The organism is Amazonocrinis nigriterrae CENA67, assembly GCF_016056305.1.
Taxonomy (GTDB): Bacteria; Cyanobacteriota; Cyanobacteriia; order Cyanobacteriales; family Nostocaceae; genus Amazonocrinis; species Amazonocrinis nigriterrae.
The window spans coordinates 53,155-75,712 of the sequence record NZ_JAECZC010000011.1 but is presented as its reverse complement, the minus strand read 5'-3'; the positions used below and the strand labels follow the sequence as shown (position 1 = coordinate 75,712).

At 40.3% G+C, this 22,558-nt stretch carries 19 protein-coding genes, 1 tRNA gene and 1 pseudogene; 13 read left to right on the top strand and 8 right to left on the bottom strand.

The features are described 5' to 3' along the window. Positions 1–1,537: 1,537 nt before the first annotated feature. Positions 1,538–3,817 carry an amylo-alpha-1,6-glucosidase gene (locus I8748_RS08990; protein WP_198124279.1) on the top strand — a complete coding sequence of 760 codons (2,280 nt, stop codon included), beginning with the start codon at positions 1,538–1,540 and terminating at the stop codon, positions 3,815–3,817. A 35-nt stretch (positions 3,818–3,852) separates the two neighbouring features. On the opposite strand, the gene I8748_RS08985 is transcribed toward I8748_RS08990, so the two are convergent. The 5 genes from I8748_RS08985 to I8748_RS08965 all read right to left on the bottom strand — a co-directional run bounded on the left by I8748_RS08985 (position 3,853) and on the right by I8748_RS08965 (position 6,439). Further along, positions 3,853–4,116, bottom strand: a complete 264-nt coding sequence (locus I8748_RS08985; RefSeq protein WP_198124278.1) for a ParE family toxin-like protein — start codon at positions 4,114–4,116, stop codon at positions 3,853–3,855. Further along, a complete protein-coding gene (locus I8748_RS08980; protein ID WP_096557389.1) occupies positions 4,113–4,343 on the bottom strand; it encodes a hypothetical protein in 231 nt (76 codons plus the stop codon). The genes I8748_RS08985 and I8748_RS08980 overlap by 4 nt, the downstream gene beginning before the upstream one ends. 245 nt (positions 4,344–4,588) lie before the next feature. Next, positions 4,589–5,035: a hypothetical protein gene (locus I8748_RS08975; protein WP_198124277.1), complete on the bottom strand. Its 447-nt coding sequence runs from the start codon at positions 5,033–5,035 to the stop codon at positions 4,589–4,591. A 506-nt stretch (positions 5,036–5,541) separates the two neighbouring features. Further along, positions 5,542–5,871 (bottom strand): DUF2973 domain-containing protein, encoded by a 330-nt coding sequence (locus tag I8748_RS08970; protein ID WP_198124276.1) that lies wholly within the window; start codon positions 5,869–5,871, stop codon positions 5,542–5,544. Positions 5,872–6,118: 247 nt separating this feature from the next. Continuing rightward, a complete protein-coding gene (locus I8748_RS08965; protein ID WP_198124275.1) occupies positions 6,119–6,439 on the bottom strand; it encodes a DUF2605 domain-containing protein in 321 nt (106 codons plus the stop codon). A 510-nt stretch (positions 6,440–6,949) separates the two neighbouring features. Here I8748_RS08965 and thrS point away from each other — a divergent pair. Further along, positions 6,950–8,836, top strand: a complete 1,887-nt coding sequence (thrS, locus tag I8748_RS08960) for a threonine--tRNA ligase (protein WP_198124274.1) — start codon at positions 6,950–6,952, stop codon at positions 8,834–8,836. 52 nt (positions 8,837–8,888) lie between these two features. Here the strand turns inward: thrS and I8748_RS08955 are convergent, their stop codons facing one another. Continuing rightward, complete coding sequence (locus tag I8748_RS08955; protein ID WP_225896363.1) at positions 8,889–9,917, bottom strand: nucleoside hydrolase; 1,029 nt, start codon at positions 9,915–9,917, stop codon at positions 8,889–8,891. Between the two features lie 210 nt (positions 9,918–10,127). Here I8748_RS08955 and I8748_RS08950 point away from each other — a divergent pair, with 210 nt between their 5' ends. The 8 genes and pseudogenes from I8748_RS08950 (at position 10,128) to I8748_RS08915 (ending at position 17,348) form a co-directional block, all read left to right on the top strand. After that, the gene (locus I8748_RS08950; RefSeq protein WP_198124273.1) at positions 10,128–11,816 is read left to right on the top strand and encodes an NAD(P)H-quinone oxidoreductase subunit 4; all 1,689 of its coding nucleotides are present in this window, start codon (positions 10,128–10,130) and stop codon (positions 11,814–11,816) included. 85 nt (positions 11,817–11,901) lie between these two features. Then, positions 11,902–12,081, top strand: a pseudogene (locus I8748_RS36255) (element excision factor XisH family protein); the annotation flags it as partial. After that, entirely contained in the window at positions 12,069–12,206 is a 138-nt protein-coding gene (locus tag I8748_RS08940; RefSeq protein WP_225896362.1) for an element excision factor XisI family protein, read from the top strand. The pseudogene I8748_RS36255 and the gene I8748_RS08940, both read left to right, overlap by 13 nt. A 76-nt stretch (positions 12,207–12,282) precedes the next feature. After that, on the top strand, positions 12,283–12,528 hold the full coding sequence (locus I8748_RS08935; RefSeq protein ID WP_198124272.1) for a hypothetical protein: 246 nt from the start codon (positions 12,283–12,285) through the stop codon (positions 12,526–12,528). Then, on the top strand, positions 12,525–12,989 hold the full coding sequence (locus I8748_RS08930; RefSeq protein WP_198124271.1) for a type II toxin-antitoxin system VapC family toxin: 465 nt from the start codon (positions 12,525–12,527) through the stop codon (positions 12,987–12,989). Before I8748_RS08935 ends, I8748_RS08930 begins: the two co-directional genes overlap by 4 nt. Before the next feature lie 576 nt (positions 12,990–13,565). Continuing rightward, positions 13,566–15,254 carry a DUF262 domain-containing protein gene (locus I8748_RS08925; protein WP_198124270.1) on the top strand — a complete coding sequence of 563 codons (1,689 nt, stop codon included), beginning with the start codon at positions 13,566–13,568 and terminating at the stop codon, positions 15,252–15,254. A 277-nt stretch (positions 15,255–15,531) separates the two neighbouring features. Further along, a complete protein-coding gene (locus I8748_RS08920; RefSeq protein WP_198124269.1) occupies positions 15,532–16,374 on the top strand; it encodes a metallophosphoesterase in 843 nt (280 codons plus the stop codon). Positions 16,375–16,514: 140 nt separating this feature from the next. Then, positions 16,515–17,348 carry a metallophosphoesterase gene (locus tag I8748_RS08915; protein ID WP_198124268.1) on the top strand — a complete coding sequence of 278 codons (834 nt, stop codon included), beginning with the start codon at positions 16,515–16,517 and terminating at the stop codon, positions 17,346–17,348. Between the two features lie 650 nt (positions 17,349–17,998). On the opposite strand, the gene I8748_RS08910 is transcribed toward I8748_RS08915, so the two are convergent. Together I8748_RS08910 and I8748_RS08905 are read right to left on the bottom strand one after the other, a co-directional pair. Beyond that, positions 17,999–18,733: a hypothetical protein gene (locus tag I8748_RS08910; protein WP_198124267.1), complete on the bottom strand. Its 735-nt coding sequence runs from the start codon at positions 18,731–18,733 to the stop codon at positions 17,999–18,001. A gap of 495 nt (positions 18,734–19,228) precedes the next feature. Beyond that, positions 19,229–19,873, bottom strand: a complete 645-nt coding sequence (locus I8748_RS08905) for a J domain-containing protein (protein WP_198124266.1) — start codon at positions 19,871–19,873, stop codon at positions 19,229–19,231. A gap of 34 nt (positions 19,874–19,907) precedes the next feature. On the opposite strand from I8748_RS08905, the gene I8748_RS08900 reads away from it, so the two are divergent. The 3 genes from I8748_RS08900 to I8748_RS08890 all read left to right on the top strand — a co-directional run bounded on the left by I8748_RS08900 (position 19,908) and on the right by I8748_RS08890 (position 22,480). Then, positions 19,908–21,005, top strand: coding sequence for a tocopherol cyclase family protein (locus I8748_RS08900; RefSeq protein ID WP_198124265.1), 1,098 nt, complete (start codon positions 19,908–19,910; stop codon positions 21,003–21,005). Positions 21,006–21,035: 30 nt separating this feature from the next. Further along, positions 21,036–21,109: transfer RNA gene (locus I8748_RS08895), tRNA-Arg, on the top strand. 177 nt (positions 21,110–21,286) lie between these two features. Beyond that, complete coding sequence (locus tag I8748_RS08890) at positions 21,287–22,480, top strand: site-specific integrase (RefSeq protein WP_198124264.1); 1,194 nt, start codon at positions 21,287–21,289, stop codon at positions 22,478–22,480. Positions 22,481–22,558 lie beyond the last annotated feature (78 nt).

Genomic DNA, 22,558 nt, shown 5'->3' with positions numbered 1-22,558 from the left:
ACAGAGCAACTAAATTTATTTATTGAAAAAAGAAAAAGATTTATAACCAGTCTCGTACAATGAGGTACAAGCTGTCTATAGTCTCAGTCCTCTGCACTTATGTATGGGATTCGCTCAACAACATCTCCCCTATGCTTTCCCTGCTTACCCTACTCTTCTTTTGACTTTTGCTTTTTTCCTTTTTCTCCATTTTCACCTCAGTAGCACTTTGCAAAAATTAAAAAGAGCCAAGACCATTGGTTTTTCTCCTTATCCTTGTTGCGACTCCTGTCGAACTGAGGTGCAAAAGCCAAAAAACTCTTTCACCTGCATCTTTCAACCTTTTGTCAAAACAGATGAATCACGGCAATTATAGTTATTGCCTTTCTGCCCCTGGTATGCTAACTGCACACAACTGACGTAGCAACTTTGGTTTTTAGCCAAGTGTTTTTTATCCATATGCTGACATGGTGAGATTTAACAGAACAGGCTACTACGCCCAATATACATTCAAAGGACAGATCTACTGCGATCGCTGTTTTAACAATTGTAAAAATTTCAAATGCTTATATAAATCAACTCATCAATTCCTAAGTCTTACTCAGCTGATATTAATACAGCAGACTTCTTGCACGCATCTTGGAAAACAAGAACTTTTCAGCCTCACCCAAAGGCAATCGGATGCCTTGGGGAGCCAGCGTGTTGCAATATTAGCGTAGCGTTAGCGACGTAGGAGCGTCGGGGGTCGCAGCTTTGAGGTTTCACGCCATATGCAAAGGCTATCGGTAGAGCCTTTGCAACACCAGTTGCCAAGACGCAAAGATTTACACAAAGGTATGGCTTGCAGACTCTATGGTTAACCATACAGCAGTTTTTGTTGACATTTAGTACAAAGATACAGATTTTGAAATAGGAGGTAAAGCAGTCACACTGCTTCAGCCTTGCTTCAATTTGCCAACTGCCATCTGCTGTATTATTCAAATGTTAATTTGAATAAATATGTCTAATTACATATAAAAAATACTCAAGTAAATTTATATACTTTTCAATTGCAGTGGCTATAATTTCAAGAAAAAAGTATGTATTCTCTGCGGCTGATGACTATGAAGGATTAATGACCTATGAACCAAGCAAAAATCCTCTATTTTCAACCTTGACTTCATAATTTAGATCACATAACTCTATTAAGATTTGTTATATAAGTTTTATGCCTGCTCTATTACCAACAGTCTTGATTAAGTGCATACCCCGTTGGGGTGAAACTAGTCTTTTGCCCTTGGCTAACAACAGTTGCTTTTGAGCAAAATCAGGTGATTCGGTCTATTTCAGTATGTAAGTATTAATTTCAGTTCAATGACTCCAATGAATTTTCTAACACATCTTGTTTTGACATTGCTAAATTGAAATATGATTAGGAATTTTTGAAAAAACTTAAATTCTTTTCTCCTCCAGCTTGCTCCTTTCATAGGCGTTCTTTAGCAACGTCCTTGTTTTGATTAGCTTTAATTGAGGCTGATCCGACTACGAAAATATAGAACTCTACACGGAACTTTGGCTAATGACACCGGATACATTGATAAACCCGGAAAAAATTCTCTTGGACGGAAAAACTTTTATTCCAGCAGAACAATTACCTATCCCTGAGTGGCCTTGTGTTGTGAGTGAAAGACCACAACCAACTTTGACGGTCAAAGATGATGATTTATTTTTGGTCACAGATACGATTGGTAACATTTCTGGCTGTTCTCTTAACGATGGCAACCCCAGCATGGGGCTGTTTTGCAGTGATACGCGATTTCTCAGCCGCTTAGAGTTGCAAATTGAAGGGCGATCGCCTGTACTCCTTAGTAGTACCGCTGAAAAAGGGTTTTCAGTCTCAGTTCTGTGTACCAATCCCAGAATTGATGAACGTCTAAGAGCTGAAACTGTGGGAATTCGCCGGGAAATTGTACTCAATGGCGCACTCTTTGAAGAAATAGAAATATCCAACTACAGCACAACTACCGTTAGCTTTGAACTGAGTATCAGCTTTGATGCGGATTTTGTGGATTTATTTGAAGTTCGGGGTTTTGGTAGAGAAAAACAAGGTAGGCTTTTACGCTTAGCGGAACCGACACCAGAGGAAGCAGCATTTTTGACAAATGATGGCGTTGCCCCTGTGCAGACTCAGCCTACTGAATTCTTAACATTAGCCTATCAAGGTCTAGATGGCTTGATCATGGAATCCCGCATCCAATTCCAACATTACCAACCAGACCATTTCAAAGGTTACACAGCAATTTGGCAGCTAGAGTTGGCTTCTCACGAGACTCGCAAGCTGGGCTATCGGATAAACATGCTTACCAATAACACGTCCAGTTCCACTGTCAGTGCAGCGTATACCCTACCACAGGCTAAAGCTGCGGAGTTGATGGAGGAGCAAAATTGGGTACAACAAATTACACGTATCAGTTCAGATAAAAGCATGTTCAATCGAGTGATTGAACGAGCTGAGCAAGATATGTATTTGTTACGCCAGTCTTTTGGCAAGTATAAGACTGTATCCGCCGGAGTGCCTTGGTTTTCTACTTTGTTTGGGCGTGATTCGCTGATTACAGCTTCCCAAACTCTGATGTTAAACCCGCAAATTGCCAAAGAGACTTTAATGCTTCTGGCACAATATCAAGGTCAAAACGAGGACGACTGGCGCGAAGAAGAACCAGGCAAGATTTTGCACGAGTTGCGGTTGGGGGAAATGGCTCGCTGTGAGGAAATTCCCCACACACCCTACTACGGTACAGTTGATGCTACTCCGCTGTGGTTGATGCTGTATGCTGAGTACTACACTTGGACGCACGATCAAGAAACCCTAGAGCAACTTTGGCCTAATGCTTTAGCAGCAATGGAGTGGATTGATCGTAATGCCCAACCAACTGGTTATTTGACCTACTACCGTAAATCTAAACGAGGTCTAGTTAACCAGGGGTGGAAAGACTCCGGCGACTGTATTGTAGACCGCAAAGGAGACTTAGCCAACGGCCCCATCGCTTTATGTGAAGTACAAGCTTATTTCTATGCCGCGAAAATACGTTTGGCAGAAATTGCGAGGATGAAGAAACGGCTTGATTTGGCCGATCGCTGGCAAGAAGAAGCTAGAAACCTCAAGGTACGTTTTAATCGAGATTTCTGGATGGAAGACCAGGATTTCTGCGCTTTGGCTTTAGATGGAGACGGTAAGCCAGTAGAAAGTATTACATCTAATCCAGGACACTGTTTGCATTTGGGCATTTTCACACCGGAAAAAGCTTACAGTGTAGCAGAGCGGTTGCGGGCACCAGATATGTTTAATGGTTGGGGTATTCGTACTCTCAGCAGTTTGTCACCAGCTTACAATCCCATGGGATATCACATTGGTTCAGTTTGGCCTCATGATAATTCTTTGATTGCCATGGGATTGCGATCGCTGGGTTTAATTGACCAAGCCCTAGAACTGTTTCAAGGTTTGTTCGATATGACTAGCCTACAACCTTATCAGCGTCCCCCGGAATTGTTCTGCGGTTACGAACGTAATGGTGATCATGCCCCGGTACAATATCCGGTAGCTTGTACTCCCCAAGCTTGGGCTACTGGTACTATATTTCAGCTAGTGCAAATGGTCGTCAACTTAGTGCCTGACGCTCAAAATAACTGTTTGCGAATTATCGACCCTGCTTTGCCAGAGTCAATTAATCATCTGTCAATACACAATTTGCAAGTTGGTACCACCATCTTGGATTTAGAATTTGAGCGTTCTGGTAGCACTACCGCCTGTCGGGTCGCTAAAAAACGTGGCAATCTGAGGGTGGTTATCGAAGCTTAGAGAGTCGGTAGGGAGTAGTAAATTATCTACTCCCTTTATGAGAAAAACCGCTCATAATTGTCGTGACTTCCAATCCAAAACCATGTAACTGTGTCACCTTCTAATACTCCCAGTGCGCGAAAATCTAGCGTTACTCTCACAGACCAAATTCCTTCTTGACTGTTAATGCACTTGAAGTGTAAAGAAGGGTGAAATGGATTCTTTGCCCATAGATGGTAAGCTTTCCTAGCACTCTGCCTAATATCACTGTTCAACCGTCGATACTCTGTCCAAAAGGAAGGAAGAACAGCAGACTTCATAACTGGTCATAGTCTAGTGTAGTCGCTTGCCCCTCAGCAATTTCTTGTTTGGCACGTCTTGCAGCAGCGATAAGTTTCTGTTGTGTTCGTTGGAAAGATTCATTCCAGCGAATTTCATCTTGCAAGTCGTCGATGTAATCGCGCAGGTGGTCTACAATCTTTTCCTGTACATCAATAGGCAAGGATTCCATCATTTTGATTACAGTGGTAATGGCTGCCGATGACATAGTGTACTACTCTCTATACAACGCTTTTTTCTTAAAGCTAACATTGATTGCTCCCCACTTGCTCGACTGGTGTCTATTCACAAAGTTTACACAATAGTCAAATCGATCAATTGATATCTGCTGTAAATCAAGCCAAGCATTTTGTTAGCCTGGCTTGATTTCTTCCTACACATTTTTGCTGTTGCTTTCAATTCTTGCAGCTGAGCCTATATTTGCTCACACTTGGCATTAGCCGCTTTTATTGTCTAGTTGCCAAAAGCATTCTTGATGTTGTCAACAGTGCGTTCAACAGCATTCTTTGTATTGTCTACTGCTTTTTCAGTCCGCGCTGCATCTTCCTCTGCTCTTTTCTCAATTGTAGCTCTATCTTTCTTGGCTTTGCGCTCGAATAAACTACCATTGTCGGTTGCTTGGTCTACTTTACTAGCATTTTTGTTTGCAGTCCGCTCTACCTTTTCTTTAGTGTCTTCAATGAAGTTCTTGGCCCGTCTAGCATCATTACTAACTTTATTTTGGACGCGATCGCCTGCGTCTGCCGATGCAATCAAGTTTACACTACTATCAGCCATTGCTGTGGTGCTGGAGAAAAACCCACCTTGCCAAACAAATGCGATCGCTAATACACAAAATAGAGTTGTAGCTATCCAACGTCCTACAGTGGAAAGCCCTTTCATAAAGTAATTTAGTTTCATAGAATACATCTCAATGAGATTTAGCATTCTATTTTTACTACGTTTGGCTGAGCGGCTATAACGTCCTTCAGATAGAGGTTGTTTTATCAAAAGTTGTTATTTAAATTCAGTATTTTGATAGATTGAACAAGGCGATTTCCCTATTTATGGGTGTTAAGTTAATGTGTGTCCAAGTTGCACAATCACGCTTTGAAGACTGTCATTAGTCATTAGTCAAAAGTATTTATAAAGGACTTTGGACTAATGACAAAGAACAACCACTACGAGTGATCATGCAATTTAGATATGTTTTAGCTTATGATATCGGCAGTCCAATTGGCTGAGAAAAACTGATCAATAATTGCTGCTTGTGCTGCAAAAGTTTGCTACTATCCATACAGTTAAAAGCAGCGATGTCTGTTGACTCGCCGCTAGCATCTGCACACCTCACTGGGGTTGCGGCAATTATTAACTCTTAACTCATCACTTTTGTATAGGTGCAAGGTTTTGCACCTTGGCTAATTTTTTTACGCTTCTTCCGAATTTTCACTCTTATGCCCTGGAGAAGCTTCATAAAGAGCATCTAAGTGTTGACGGGCATCTTCAACGTTGATTGAACGCATCACCAACAGCGGTTCTTTAATTAAGTTACCTGCACTATCCAACAATTCTGGATGTGGTACGAACTGTTTTTTTGATGAGAGATAACCGAAGTTGCCCTGATTGCCCATCGGCGAAGACTGTGGCGGATAGGGCCGCTCTCGATCAAAACTAAACATGATCAAGTTGCGAATTAAGTTGGCAACGGCTATAAAGGCAAGAATAGTAAAAGCAAGAATGTAAAGTAGGTGTAACATTGGGTTTTCCTCCAGAGGCAGCAAATTTTAAAAACTTATACTGTAACGTTTTGTTTTGCAGATTCTGTGACTTCGGGCAAGTGTAGATATTTGGCGCACTTAGCGCTTGTGTGTATTATTTTGTGCAAATTTTGTGCAAATTTTTTAATCGTCATTCAAATTACGGTAGCATAGGATACATTATTTGTTAATAAAAATAATGTTAAGGATTCTATACTCTCAAGAAAAATTTTCTCTTATTTTGCAATTACCCATCTGTCTGCTGAGAACGGAAGCGTATTGCTACACTCCAACATTCCTTTACCAAGTGATGCCAAGGCATTAATGTTGCCATATCAATTCCTACTTGTCCCCCAGTTGCAGCAAACAGCATCTTTGCAGTATTTAGTTCCTCTTGTGCTTGCTTGATCCGCCCTAGTAAATCAGATTGCTCTTGTTGACTCATAAATGAGAGTTGCTCTGTTTCCAGAAACTCACGCGATCGCGTAAACCAATACTGAAAATCCTCTAGCAGAGGTTCTAAAACCGTTTTCAGCAAATCTGGCCCTGGTAAATTTGAGTCTCGCATAAATGAGAAGTTAATTTTAATTTTCTTAGTTAATATTAACGTATTTTACATTTCTTAACATTTTATTTATTCTCTCTTTAGATAGACTTCATGAAATATAAGTATTAATAACTACTTATATTTTAGTAATTACGTGAGTATTTTTCGTCTATCTTCTGTAGAGACGGCATCTAGCGATATAAGCAGAGCTTTGCATAGAAATGTAATTTGACAAATATTCAGATTTTGCATTAAATTTCAGCCTGTGTCAGAAATCACTAAGCTATTGTCGTGTTTGTTCTTCTACTTCGACTGTGGCAACGGCGAATGAGGCGGGAAACTTAAAAGAGGAATCAGATCGTCTTTGTTCTAGCTGAATTTGCAGAGCAAATACTTCAGCCGCAGGCAAGTTGAGTTACTTCACAGTCGTTATATTTGAAGTAAGAAATCTACACATCATAACACCTTGCTATATTTGAGTAGATTTTTGAGAACTCCAACTGATAAATTACTTTTGCAATCACTTCGCTAATGGTTCAGCAACCGATGTCGCCTAATCAAGCTCCCAATCACAGAGAAGTTCCAGCGGTGACTCCCGCTGATCAAAGCTTCGGATCAGAACAACCTGAAAAAATGTATTTACCGCGTACCAGCGAGTCGGAAAAGTTAAAAAAAATTCGCCATACAGCTTCCCATGTGATGGCTATGGCAGTACAAAAGTTGTTTCCTAAAGCGCAAGTCACAATCGGCCCTTGGATTGAAAATGGTTTTTATTATGACTTTGACAATCCAGAACCATTTAGCGACAAGGATCTCAAAGCCATCTATAAAGAGATGGTAAAGATTATCAATCGCAAGCTGCCAGTGATTCGAGAAGAAGTCAGCCGCGAAGAAGCGCAAAGCCGGATTGAGAAGATAAAAGAACCTTACAAGTTAGAAATCCTGGCAGACATTAAAGAAGAACCAATCACCATTTACCACCTGGGGAATGAATGGTGGGATTTGTGTGCTGGCCCCCATGTGGAAAACACCAGCGAATTAAACCCCAAAGCCATCGAACTAGAAACTGTTGCTGGCGCTTATTGGCGTGGGGATGAAACCAAAGCTCAACTACAACGGATTTACGCTACTGCTTGGGAAATTCCAGAACAATTAGCTGAGTACAAGCGGCGCAAAGAAGAAGCATTGCGGCGCGATCATCGTAAACTCGGTAAAGAACTGGGATTATTTATATTTTCTGACTTAGTGGGGCCTGGTTTACCCTTGTGGACGCCCAAAGGAACTTTGTTGCGGAGTCTTTTAGAAGACTTCCTCAAACAGGAGCAATTAAAACGGGGTTATTTGCCTGTGGTGACACCCCACATTGCCAGAGTAGATTTATTTAAAACCTCTGGACACTGGCAAAAATATAAAGAAGATATGTTTCCCCTGATGGCAGATGATGAGGAAGCCGCCGCGCAAGAACAGGGCTTTGTCATGAAGCCAATGAATTGCCCTTTCCATATCCAAATATATAAGAGCGAGTTGCGCTCTTATCGAGAATTACCGATGCGCTTGGCAGAATTCGGTACTGTTTATCGCTATGAACAATCAGGAGAATTAGGCGGTTTAACGCGGGTGCGTGGTTTTACCGTTGATGATTCCCACTTGTTCGTTACCCCAGAACAGCTAGACAGCGAGTTTCTCAGTGTAGTGGATTTGATTTTATCAGTGTTTAATAAACTGCAACTGAAGAACTTTAAAGCTAGACTTAGTTTCCGCGATCCAGCGAGTGATAAGTATATTGGTTCCGATGAAGTTTGGGACAAAGCCGAAGGTGCGATTCGCCGTGCTGTTGAACAACTGGGGATGGAACACTTTGAGGGAATTGGGGAAGCAGCTTTTTATGGCCCCAAACTCGACTTTATCTTTAGTGATGCTTTAGAACGGGAATGGCAATTGGGTACCGTCCAGGTAGATTACAACTTGCCAGAACGCTTTGATTTGGAATATGTTGCTGAAGATGGTTCTCGCAAACGTCCAGTGATGATTCACCGCGCACCTTTTGGTTCGCTGGAACGATTGATTGGCATCCTAATTGAAGAATATGCGGGTGATTTTCCCTTGTGGTTAGCACCAGTACAAGCGAGATTGCTGCCAGTGGGTGAAGCACAGTTAGACTTTACAAAAGATGTAGTAGCAAAGATGCAGGCATTGGGTATTCGTGCAGAGGTGGATACCAGTGGCGATCGCTTGGGTAAACTCATCCGCAACGCCGAGAAGGATAAAATACCAGTAATGGCAGTGGTAGGAGCCAAAGAAGTAGAAACCAACACCTTGAGTATTCGTACCCGTGCTTCTGGGGAATTGGGTGCTATCTCTGTGGATGAAGTGGTGGAGAAGTTGCAGAATGCGATCGCTAAGTTCGAGAACTTCTAGTTAGAAGTAGGGTGAGCAAACATTTGCCCACCCTACACACCATGGGAACATGTCATACAAGTTGAGCAAACAGCTTTAAAAACCGTTGGGTATCAACATCTAAACAAACTTCTGCATTAGGTGGATTATTTTGATGATCTCGGCGATCGCGGCGATCAGCTAGAGATAAGCCAGTGGTAAATCGTCCTTTAGTTTCCACCATTACATAAAGTGATTCAGTAGTTACCAGACTCGGATCGATAGCCACAGCCATTGCCAAAGGATCGTGTAAATAACAGCCGTAAAAGCCTTCATAATCGCGATAAAAAGCCATATAAATTTCGGTACAATCGGCGATAAACTGGGTAACTTTGTCAGGACGACGCTGTAAATTATCTTCCACCAATTGGCGTGGAAGGGGAGCTTTCATCGCTACATCCAAACCTACTAACGTTAAAGCAATTCCTGATTCCATAACAACTTGAGCCGCATCAGGATCTACAAAAAAGTTAAATTCAGCCGCTGGTGTAATATTTCCAGGTACGGTGACAGCCCCACCCATAATCACTATCCGCCCTATTTGTTTCATGATTGCGGCATCTTGTTGAATTGCTGTTGCTAGATTGGTTAATGGCCCTAAAGTCACAATCAACAGCCTATCGCCGTACTCTTGGGCTGCTTTGAGAATCACATCAATAGCATTGTCTGTAGATGGTTCAATATTAAGTTGAGGATAGCGGGGTGTACCATCAGCTTGTACAAAGCGATCTAATTCACCTAGCCCATCTGCACCATGAATCCCCGCCGCATTGAACAAAGGTTTAACTAGAGGTTTTTCACAGCCTTTAGCAACAATAGGCCAGGTATGCGGTTGGACAATACTCAATACCCGCAATACATTGTTAGTTGCTTGTTCTACATTGATATTACCAGCGACAACGGTAATTGCTTTAATATCCAATTGCGGCGAGTTCAACGCCATAATTAATGCCAAGGCATCATCAACACCACCGTCTGTATCTATAATCACTGGGACAGTCATATTTTGATGGTTTGTCAAGTGATTTTTGATGTTAGATTGACAATTTTGGATTTGTTCCATAGTTGAAACCGCGATGGCTGCAAAACCCTTTTTGATTTCAGGTTTAGGCTTGAATCCAAAATCTAAAATTTAAAATCTAAAATTATCTCAGCTTAGAAGCATTTATAAATCTTGCATCTATCCATAGATGGGGAAAAGTCTTATGAAGAAATTGTTACAAAGTTTAGTAATATGACATTATTCCCAAACTAAGCATTTTTTCCTATTGACATGATAGCTGATCGATTCCCTTGGCTGACCGCGATCGTCTTGCTACCACTTATTGCTTCCTTGCTCATCCCTGTGCTGCCTGATAAAGATGGCAAGCGCGTGCGTTGGTATGCACTTGGTGTAGGTATCGCAGACTTTGCTTTGATGTGCTATGCCTTTTGGAAGTATTACGATGTCAGCAGTGCTAGTTTCCAACTCGTGGAAAATTATGCCTGGATGCCTCAGTTAGGTCTGAACTGGGCTGTATCGGTCGATGGACTTTCAGTTCCACTTGTGCTTCTAGCAGGCTTTGTCACCACACTGTCAATTTTTTCCGCCTGGCAAGTTGATCACCGACCCCGCCTGTTTTATTTTCTGATGCTTGTGCTGTATTCTGCACAGGTGGGGGTATTCGTTGCCAAAGACTTACTACTGTTTTTCATAATGTGGGAAGTCGAGCTGATTCCCGTCTACCTACTAGTCTGCATTTGGGGTGGACAAAAGCGTCGCTATGCAGCAACAAAATTCTTACTGTATACGGCAGCAGCTTCTATATTTATTTTGGTGGCAGCTCTGGCAATGGCACTATACGGTGGCGGTAACATAACATTTGATATCACCGCCCTCGGCATGAAAGAGTACCCCCTTGGTCTACAACTGCTGCTTTATGCTGGTTTGCTGATTGCATTTGGTGTCAAGCTTGCAGTTTTCCCCATGCACACATGGTTACCTGATGCTCATGGTGAAGCATCTTCTCCTGTGTCGATGATTCTGGCTGGTGTCTTGCTGAAAATGGGAGGTTATGGGCTGATTCGCCTGAATTTGGAGATATTACCCGATGCACACATTTACTTTGCGCCGGTTCTAACCATTTTGGGTGTTGTTAACATTATCTATGGTGCATTAAACTCCTTTGCTCAGACCAATATGAAGCGGCGTTTGGCTTATTCGTCGATTTCACACATGGGGTTTGTGCTGCTTGGTATTGCATCCTTCACTGATTTGGGAATCAATGGCGCTATGTTGCAGATGATTTCCCACGGTTTGATTGCCTCAGTGTTGTTCTTCTTGGCAGGGGTTACTTACGATCGCACCCACACAATGCTAATGAAAGATATGGGTGGTATTGGTCAAGCCATGCCCAAAGTGTTTGCATTGTTTACCATAGGTGCAATGGCATCTTTGGCGCTTCCCGGTATGAGTGGCTTTGTTGGTGAACTTTCAGTATTCCTGGGTGTGACAACCAGCGATGTTTATAGTTCAACTTTCTGCACAGTGACAGTTTTTCTCGCCGCAGTGGGGGTTATCCTCACACCAATCTATTTACTTTCCATGTTGCGCCAGGTATTTTATGGCAAGGGTGCAGCGCTGGTATGCGATATTAATAATGCAAGCTTAGAAAATCAAGAAGACGAAGGAACAGTTTGTTTTGGTACTGACTGTCTCTTACCTACCGAATCAGCCTACAGAGATGCTAGTCCGAGGGAAGTGTTTATTGCTGCTTGTTTTATCGTGCTAATTATTGGTATCGGCTTCTACCCGAAGGTGGCTATGCAGATGTATGATGTCAAGACTGTGGCAGTGAATGCTCAAGTTCGCCAATCTTACAGTATCATCTCACAAAGCAATCCCCAGATCTATGCCAAGGGATTATTTGTTCCTACTGTGGCAAAGTCTGAAATTGCACCTGTTTTGGGAGTTGTCAAATAAACTGGTTCAATCTGTGAAATCTGGAAAATTTGGCGATCGCGAACGTGTGAGAATTTCTAGTAATCAATAGGCTGGGCATTGCCTAGCCTATAACTATGAGCGATTAGAATTAGAATCAGAACGTTTACTTTATCTAGCTATTCCCCAGCGAGTCTATGAAAATTTCTTTTTAGAACGCTTTGGTCAGTTAATCCTCAATCGGATACAAATCCGTTTAATTGTTTTTGATGAGCAACAAGTGAGGATTGTGCAATGGATAAACTAGCAAAATATCGTGAGATTGTACGAAAAGTTATATCTGAATATGCCACCCACAAGCCTTATCACGGTCAAATTGATACAGGAGCAATTATAGATTCTGAGCGCGATCGCTATCAAGTTGAGCTTTGAGGTGAGTGCGATTTAAATCCGTGACAGCTTATATAAGTTACGATAAAAGAAAACTGCTGTCGCACAACCATTGATTATGCTGCGAGAAAACCTCAAGCGAGAACTAGATAAGCTCAACGAGGAACAACTCCACAAGATTGCTGATTTCATCGCCTTTATTGAGTATCAAGCTAGGCAAGCCAAACCATCTACTCCTTTTTTGCAAAGTAAAACCCCAGTAGAACGGGCTAAAGAGTTCCGCCAGTGGGTTTCTCAGCTTCCTAAAACCAATGTAAGCCTTCCTGATGAAGCTTTCAGTCGCCAAAGCATTTATGACGAATGAGCAAATACCTGCTTGATACGAATGTTGTTTTGCGTTTCTCTAACCCTTCAGATATACAGCATAGCCTTGCAACAGATTCAATATGTTATTTACTGACCCAAGGACACGAATGTTACCTGACGGCGCAAGTGCTTGTTGAACTATGGGTCGTTGCTACTCGGCCAGTTGAAGTGAACGGTTTAGGGTGGTCTGTAGAGCAGGCGAGAAGCATCATAGATCAGCTTATTAATCGTTTTCCCTTAATAGAAGAATCTCCACAGATTTTTTCATATTGGTTAGACTTGGTGACAGTTAATAAAGTAATGGGTAAGCATACTCATGACGTTCGTATTCTTGCAACCATGCTTGTACATGAGGTGACACACATTCTAACGTTCAATCCGAGTGATTTTGCAGTGGTATCAGGAATTACAATTGTGCGACCTCAAGATTTGGCAATTCCGAAAGCTGATGAACCGTAGCCTTAGCCAAGTGTAAACTAACATTTGTTTTGAGAAGGATTAGTGCGATCGCTAATCTTATTCCTTCATTAGCTCTGACGTTACGCATAAATCGTATAAATCAATTTAGCCATCAGTCTTAGAGCTTGTTTATAAAAGAAACCTTAGAGGATGTTTGAAAAGTATTATGCGAAACATCAAAGTCATCCAAGACCTAACCCCCTGACCCCCTTTCCGACGCGGAAAGGGGGAATTCAAAGCCTATCGACCTTTCGGGGAGAGGTTTGGAGAGGGGTTTTGAGTATACTTTACGACTTTCCAAACATCCTCTGAGGAATAGATTAATCAGATAATGTCTATTCCATTCTGAAGAACTGAAAAATACAAGGTTAGTATGAAAGTCTGGTATTCGGTGCGATCGCTTCTTCAATCCTTAACACATTTTATGCAGAGTAGCGAACTTTCTTTCTGACTCGTCAAATTGTAAAAATCAGCTACAGCTTAAAAAATTCTGTAACAATTTCAATAATCACCCTGATCATTGGGAAAACTAACTTTAGTGGAGTGCAATCTACTACACCACTAAAGGAAATATATATGAGCGCGTTCAAAATTCAGGCTACTGAATGTCCCCTTAAGAAAGTCTTCAGTGATGAATTTATTTTTAATATTCCTCTATATCAACGTCCCTATGCATGGACTGTAGATGAAGCTGGAGAACTATTTGAAGATTTAGTTACTGCTTTAGGAGACAGCGACGATAAAATTGATGATATCAACCCTTACTTTCTAGGAAGCATTGTACTAATAAAAGGAGATAAACCAGATGCTCAAGTTGTGGATGGACAGCAGCGTTTAACAACACTCACTATACTACTAGCAGCTTTACGAGCATCAGTTTCTAAAGAACATGCACACAAATTAACAAAATATCTTTATCAAGAACATGATTTTGATCATGATAAAAACGTTTATCGTTTGACTGTTCGTGAGCGAGATGCACAATTTTTCAAAGAATATATTCAGGATGAAAGCGGTATTGAGAAACTGAAAGAGATACATCTAGCTAAACTATCAGATAGCAGAAAAAATTTCAAAGATAATGTATTATGTTTTGTACAGCGACTAAAAAAATTTACTGAGGTTCAGCTTAAACGCCTGATTCAATTCATCACTGATCGATGTTTTTTAGTTGTGGTTTCAACTCCAGATATTGATTCTGCATATCGTATATTTTCTGTCCTGAACAATCGAGGTATGGATTTATCTCATGCAGATATTTTAAAAGCAGAAATTATTGGCAAAATTTCAGCAGAAAAACAAGATAAGTACAGCGCTAAATGGGAAGAGACAGAAGATAAACTAGGACGTGATACTTTTAAGAGCCTTTTTTCCCATATCAGGATGATTTACGGACAAGCAAAGCCTCGTGACACCATACTTAAAGAATTTATCAAACAGGTTAAACCAAGTCCCACCGATTATCCGCAGGAATTAATTGACAAAATTCTCATTCCTTTTTCTGATGCTTTTGATGACATTAATCATCGAACATATAAAAGCGATAGACTTGCAGAGGAGATAAATCAAAGCTTTAGATGGTTGCACTGGATTGATAATTCAGATTGGATACCACCAGCTATTTTATACCTCTCGCGTAATTATCATAATCCTGATTTACTACTACATTTCTTCTCAGATTTGGATCGCCTTGCTTCAGGACTAATGGTGATGCGAAGTAATATTAATGAACGCATCGAACGTTATAGCAAGTTGCTGCAAGCGATTGAAAAAGGACAAGACTTGTATACACCTGATTCACCGTTGCAATTAAAGCCTGAAGAACAAAAACAAATTATTGAAATTCTCGATAAAGACCTTTATTTAATTAGAAAAATTAGACTTTATGTTTTGCTTCGCTTAGATCATGCAATCTCAGAAGTCAAAAGTTTGTATAACTTTCCTAATATTACTGTCGAGCATGTATTACCGCAAAATCCAGCCTCTAATAGTGAATGGTTGAATTGGTTTCCCACTCAAGAAGCACACAATAAATATGTTCATCGCATAGGTAACTTAGTCTTACTTTCTTCATCAAAAAACTCTCTCGCCCAAAATTACGACTTTGAACTGAAAAAACAGAAGTATTTCACTACCAAAGCAGGTATTTGTAACTTTGCACTAACTACACAAGTGCTAATAGAAAAAGAATGGACACCAGAAATTATCGAAAAACGGCAAGAACATTTAATTAAAAAGCTCAAGGAAATTTGGCGTTTAGAGTAGTAAAGTTAGCGTTGCAAAAAACTCCCACTCTCTGCGACTCTGCGCCTCTGCGCCTCTGCGTGACACTAATCCATAATATCACTCAGCAACACTGTAATGTTTCATAGTGCGATCGCTTGGCTTTGATCGCACACCCAACTCAAAGCAAACGAGTATAAATACATAAAACGCTACAGTTATTCATAAAGTTTTCAATAAGTTATATCAGTTGCTACAGGCGATCGCATAATTTTTAGTTAAGCTGTAAGCGCTATTATTCAAGTTTATTAAGTACGTTATGCACAGGTTGTTATCTGGGCCGTTAAGTGTACAGAGATTAACGGTTAAAATTGCGGGTTTACCTGCAACCTTACAAGGTAAGAAGTTGGTGCAGATGTCAGACTTTCACTATGATGGTTTGCGGTTGTCTGAGAAGATGTTAGAAAAAGCGATCGCCCTGAGCAACGAAGCAAAACCTGATTTAGTACTATTAACTGGTGACTATATCACCACAAGTCCAGAACCTATTCACACACTGGTACAGCGACTCAAACATTTGCAAAGTAACGCTGGCATTTATGCGATATTAGGGAATCACGACATCCGTTATCGCAATGCAAAAACCGAAGTCACAGCTGCGCTTACAAGCATTGGGGTGCGTGTCCTGTGGAATGAAATCGCCTATCCATTTGGCAAAGAATTACCATTAGTAGGACTAGCAGATCGTTACTCACGAGAATTCAATCCTCAACCAGTGATGAACCAGCTAGACTCCGCCACACCCCGGATTGTTTTATCCCATAATCCAGATACCGCCGAAATATTGCAAGCATGGCGAGTAGATTTGCAACTATCTGGTCATACTCATGGAGGTCAAATCGTCATACCCGGACTTGGCCCTGTGCTACTTTATCAAAAAAATATTCTGCCAAAAATACCTTTAAAAATACGCCGTCGCCTACCGTTTCTCCGTAAAAATTACTTTGTACTACATCATTGGGAATGGTCACAGGGTTTGCATCAAGTGGGAAAAAATCAGTTATATGTCAATCGTGGTTTAGGAACTTATCTTCCAGGACGTTTATTTTGTCCGCCAGAAGTGACAGTAATTAACCTAGAAAGTGAATTGGTTATGATGTAATAACTGATGATGGATGGCTATTGAGTCACAATAATTACGCTATAAAGTCAATTGGTTATGATTAAATTTTTCTACTTACTCAAGATACATTTTGATTTTTGATAAGCTGTAAAAACTGGTAGGAGGAGGCTTGATATACTATGCACTGGTTGTTTACAGGAAGTTTAAGTGTAGATGAATTAACGGTTAAGATTGCGGAACTTCCAACGTCTTTACAAGGTACAAAATTGGTACAGTTGTCAGATTTTCACTACGATGGTTTGCGGCTGTCAGAGGAAATGTTGGAAAATGCGATCGCTGCCACTAATGAAGCTGAACCAGATTTAATTGTATTAACTGGTGACTATGTAACCGACGATCCGACTCCAATTCACCAGCTTGTACTGCGACTCAAACATCTACAAAGTCGCTATGGTATTTATGCTGTACTCGGCAATCATGACATTCACTACAATCACTCCAAACAGGAAGTGACATCAGCCTTTACCAGCATTGGGATTAATGTCCTTTGGAATGAAATCGCCTATCCCCTAGGACAAGAATTACCAATAGTAGGACTGGCTGATTATTGGTCGCGGGAATTTAACCCAGCACTAATCATGAATCAGCTAGATCCCTCTAAACCCCGCATTGTTTTATCTCACAACCCAGATACTGCTAAAATCTTGGAACAATGGCGAGTAGATTTACAATTATCTGGTCATACCCACGGTGGTCATATTGTATTACCAGGCGTTGGGCCTGTAGTCTTGCATTATAAAAAGCTGCTGAAACAACTTCCCAAAAAATTGCGGCGTTGGGTACCATTTTTACTGGGAGATTGCTCAAAAGTGGTGCGATATTGGGAATGGGCACAAGGCTTTCACCAAGTAGCAAATAATCAGTTATATGTCAATCGTGGCTTGGGAACTTATCGACCAGGACGTTTATTTTGTCCGCCAGAAGTGACCGTGATCACGTTAGACAGTCAATAGTCGAGATTGAATACCAATTTAAAAAATGATTGCGGCAGATAGATTGCTGAAAACTCAGGTACAGAAGTGATTTTCAATTCAAAATCCCAAATCCAAAATGTTATGAAATTCTGGATTATGGAATTTATCTTTACTCATAACAATAACCGCCAAAAGCTACGATGGATAAATATCAGCAACTTTTGGCGGTTTATTAAATATGCAATAGTTTTGAGGAAATTGAAAAAACAGAGGAGATATAGCTCAAATAAGGTGGACAATATTTGCAATCATTTCATTCAAAATTGAGCATCACCGATTCCAATAGGCAGGCATTTCTGGCTGTACGTTCAAAAACCTCCAAAAAATCAATAAACTCAAGGCGAAAACACTTTCACAAGATGCGTCAATTGATTCGTGATTGCAACGATATTAGAGCAGGAGGTACAGGCTCTAATCTCAAGGTTTTGTTTAACTAACTTTTAACCTTTTTGTACCTTGCTCTTAATTTAGCATCCTCTTTTTGATGTTTGGTAGTATGTTTACCAAACTTGAGTACCATTAATTTATTGCAACAATTTGGAAATCTTTCTTAAGAATTGCTCCGTTTAGTACATACTGCTGGAAATGTTGGTAGTATTAAGCGTATATAAGAATTGAGAAGCTAGCCGTTATTTAGCAGAGCCACCTGTACTAGTATCACCAGTGGTAGAAGAATCGTTACTAGATGTACCGTTTGATTGGTCTATTTTTTGAGGTGAAGTGGTTTTAGAGGTATCACTGTTGCTGTCGGGAACAGAAGTGTTATCAGTAGAGTTTGTTGGGCTTTGTGTCTGTTTGGGCGTCGTTTGAGTTGCAGAAGGTGCTTTTTCTATTGCGGGCTGCTGGGGTGGAACAGTAATGTTAATGTTCGGTGTGGAAGATGTGGTTGGGGGCGAAACTTGCTGTTGCGGAACTGGAACCGGAACAGGTACTTCTCTAGTTCTTTCAATAATCGTAGTTTCTGGTTGAGGAGATGCACTAGGAGTAGGACTATTGTTACTCGGTACAGGAACCAAAACAGGCGTGGTATTTTTTTCAACATTGTCAACTGTTGCGTTGTCGCGTTGATTGAAGTACCAAACTGCACTTCCAATTAAAGTAATCAAAGAGGTTAAAATAACACCCAACAGTAACCCACGTGCTGCGTTGTTATTGTCACGTTCAGCTAAATAAGCTTGCTGGTAGCTACGTTCGCTACTACGACCATGTAAATAACCATGCTGATAAGAGTTGGGATTAGCTGTTTTGTTATTAACGGTTTCGGTAGTTCGTGTCATGTGGGTGTGGGTGTTACCGTCAGTTCCGGTGTAAGATTCTTGCTTAATTTCAGTGTTTTCGTTTTGATGATTATTAGGAAGAGTCATTGTTTTGATTTCACTCCTTAACTGGAAATTTTGTCAAATGAGTTTTTAACTGCTTGAAAAAGTTTTATATTTATCCAGAGTTGTTTGTAGTAAAACTTGATATCTGCTTAAATATTAAAGTTTTAGATACTCGTTTGGTTCTACCAGAAGAATAGATTAAAACCTATCAAGAGAAGTAAAAATTGAAATTGTTTGTTGTTTATAAATATTTGATATTTGTTTGATAGCTGTCAAACATCTACAAAATTGCAATGTTAGCTTACACTATTTAATTAAATTTAGTTAAAGTAATTGTAATATTTTAAAGATGATATATAAATAAATTGTAAAGCTAATCTATAGTGATAACATGACCGTGTAAACACTGGTGACACTTGTGAAGATCGGTAATTTATGAGCCAGCGTGGTAACTACTAACAAGGGTTTTATCATTGGGATTGAAAGCAACGGAATAATCCCAGTTAGCATAATTATGTTATTAGCCAGCACTCAACATTATCTGTTGAATCTCAAAAACCTTTTGATTTTCTGACACAATCTTTCGACAACAGCCAGAGGTTTAGGCTTGGAGACAAATTCTATTCGCTGTAACCGTCTTGATTGTGGTTTAAAAGCAGTGTTGCCAATACTCAAATCAAATTCAAGCTGTGCAGCTTTATTTAAATCTGAAGTCGCTCTATGTTCATATCCGAGTTGAGAGCAAACCAACCCTCGATATTTGTACGCTTCTATATAGTTAGGGTTGAGGCGAATCGCTTGTGTAAAGTCTGCGATCGCTTCTTGGTAAAATCCTTTAGTAGCATTCTCTACGCCAAAGTTATAGTAAGTCTCTGCATCCCAACGATTGACAGATACTTTTGGGGGATTTTTTGGGAAAGATGAAGCTGGATTGACAACAGTTGGATTTTCGGGTAGATTTTCAGACCTAAGTTTATTGTACGCTGCATTGATGATTTTGATTTTTTCCTCAGCTTGTTGTTTTTGCTTTTGGTCAGAAAAGCGATCGGGATGCCAAACTTTAACCAGCTTACGGTAAGCTTGTTTCACTTGTGCTAAAGATGCACCAGGTATCAGTCCCAAAATTTCGTAAGCATGATTGATATCGAGGTGTGAATGCTCTGGTGGCTTGTCGTTTGACATCGCGCCTACTGAGAATATGTAACTATGTAAATCTATGTTAATTATTCCCAATCATTCTTGGCAGCTCACTCAAACCCCTCATAGCGGCTATCACTGGGACGGTAGTAGCCGCCGCTTTTTTGAAGGTTGGTATTACCGCGTAACTTTGCCTGAGATTAAGCAAACATTTGCTTTTATGTACTCCATCGAAGACCCCATTGGCGGTAAACCCCATAGCGGTGGTGCAGCACAAGTGCTTGGCCCCAATGACGAGTATCTGTGTCGTACTTTTCCTGATGTGACAAAATTTTGGGGTAGTCGAGATGTTTTAGGTTTGGGTCATTGGGGTAAAACTGATTTAAATACCGAACCAATTTACCTATTACCAGCAGAGTTTGAGCGCCATGTGCAAGAAGGCTATCAAGCTACAGCTACTTTAAATCAGGGAGTGATTCGCGATCGCGCCACTAATAATTATTGCCGTTGGCAGTACGAAATTCAACCGATCTACGGTTGGGGTAATCAAAATAGCATTCAGCAATCAACAGCCGGTTGGCTGTCATTTTTACAAATTTTTGAACCCGGATGGCAAATTTTGATGGCACACGGCTTAGCCAGTGGTTGGATTGATTGGAATGGTAAGATCTATGAATTCAAAAACGTGCCAGCCTACGGAGAGAAAAATTGGGGTGGTGCATTTCCCCAAAAATGGTTTTGGCTCAATTGTAATAGTTTTGATAGTGAACCAGACTTGGCATTGACTGCTGGTGGTGGAAGGCGGGGTGTATTGTGGTGGATGGAATCAGTAGCAATGATTGGTTTACACTATCAAGGCAAATTTTATGAATTTGTCCCTTGGAACTCTCAAGTAGAGTGGAATATTCAGCCTTGGGGTAGATGGCAAATGCAAGCACGTAATCTCGACTACGAGGTTGAATTGACAGGAACTACCCATCTACCTGGTACACCCTTGCGTGCGCCGACAGTCAATGGTTTAAGCTTCTGTTGTCAGGACACAATGCAAGGAAAGCTAAATTTAGAGTTGCGAAAAATCAGTAATCAACAATCTCAAATAATCTTGAAAGCACAAAGTTCTCTCTGCGGTTTAGAAACAGGCGGGAGTCCTTGGGACAATTCATGGCAGTCTAGCTAAAACTGTTATAATTATACATAGCACTTTTTTGGGGCTGTAGCTCAGTTGGATAGAGCGAGCGCCTCCTAAGCGCTAGGTCGTGCGTTCAAGTCGCACCAGTCCCGTATTTTCTTAAATCCCTGAAACCTAGTAATAATAAAGGTTTTAGGGATTTATTTTTTGCCCTACAAGCAGAAATATAGTACAGACGCACTGTTTAATGTTTATTAAATAACCTAAATTGACTATCAAATGACTATCACAAATATAGTATGTTAGACTGAGCGTCTAAAATATTTATTATGCAATCAGGAAAACGCAATACTAAAGGTTCCGTCATAGTTAACCGTTTCCGTAATCGCTTACGGTTGCAGTTACCCCGACAATTATTTAATGGAAAGCAAAAATACTTAACGCTTGGACTGAATGACACGCCAGGGAACCGTCAGATAGCCGAAGCTAAAGCCAAAGAGATAGAGAGGGACATTCAAGCCAATATTCTTGTCCCAGGAACTTTTGACTACACGTTAAATAAATACCGTCCTGAATTCTTTCGATTAGTAGAGACAGAGAAATCAGAATACTCTGTTAGTCTTCATGAAATCTGGGAAAAGTTTATAGAACATAAAAGAAAAAATTCATCGCCCAGCACAATGAGGTTTCAGTGGAGAACTTTTAGTAGCTATGTACGCAGATTGCCTACTCATGATTTAGAGAAAGCTGTTGAAATTAGAGATTGGGTTTTAAGTAATATCCCTCCAGAATCAGCTAAAAGATTTATTGTTCGTTTAAGTGCGTGTTGTAACTGGGCAATTGAGTCAAAAATTATTACTAATAATCCTTTTCTTGGGATGTCTAGTGAAATCACAATTCCTAAATTACAAAAAAATGATGATGGTGATATCAACCCATTTAGCATCTATGAAAGAGACTTAATAATTCAAGCATTTCGGAGCAATCAATTTTGCCATAAACATTCTAGAGTTAAGCATTCTTATTATGCTGACTATGTAGAATTTCTATTTTTCACTGGCTGTAGACCGTCAGAAGCTATTGCACTAGAAAGAAAACATGTTTCTGATGACTTTAGATATATAACGTTTGATTGTGCAGTTGTTCTAACAGACAAAGGACTGGCTAAAAAATCAGGATTAAAAACTCAAGAAAAAAGGAGATTCCCGGTTAACCAAAAATTAAAACCTATACTTGAAAGAGTATGTGAAGGCAAAAATAATGATGATATTTTGTTCCCTAGTCCTCAAGGGAAAACCTATATTGATACTGACAACTTTAGAAAGCGTACTTGGAAAGTTGTACTAGATGGGTTAGGTATTGAATACAGGAAACCTTATCAAACTAGGCATACTTTCATTACTTTAGCGCTAGAGAATGGATTAGATGCTAAAGATGTTGCCCGATTGGTGGGCAATTCTCCTGAGATAATTTATAAATACTATGCAGGTAATAAAAGAGACTTGTTTGTTCCTGAATTTTAACTGAAAAGGATAAACAAAGCTAGGATTAATTCACTGTCATAATTACACATAATTAACCACCTAATCAACCAGGTGTTT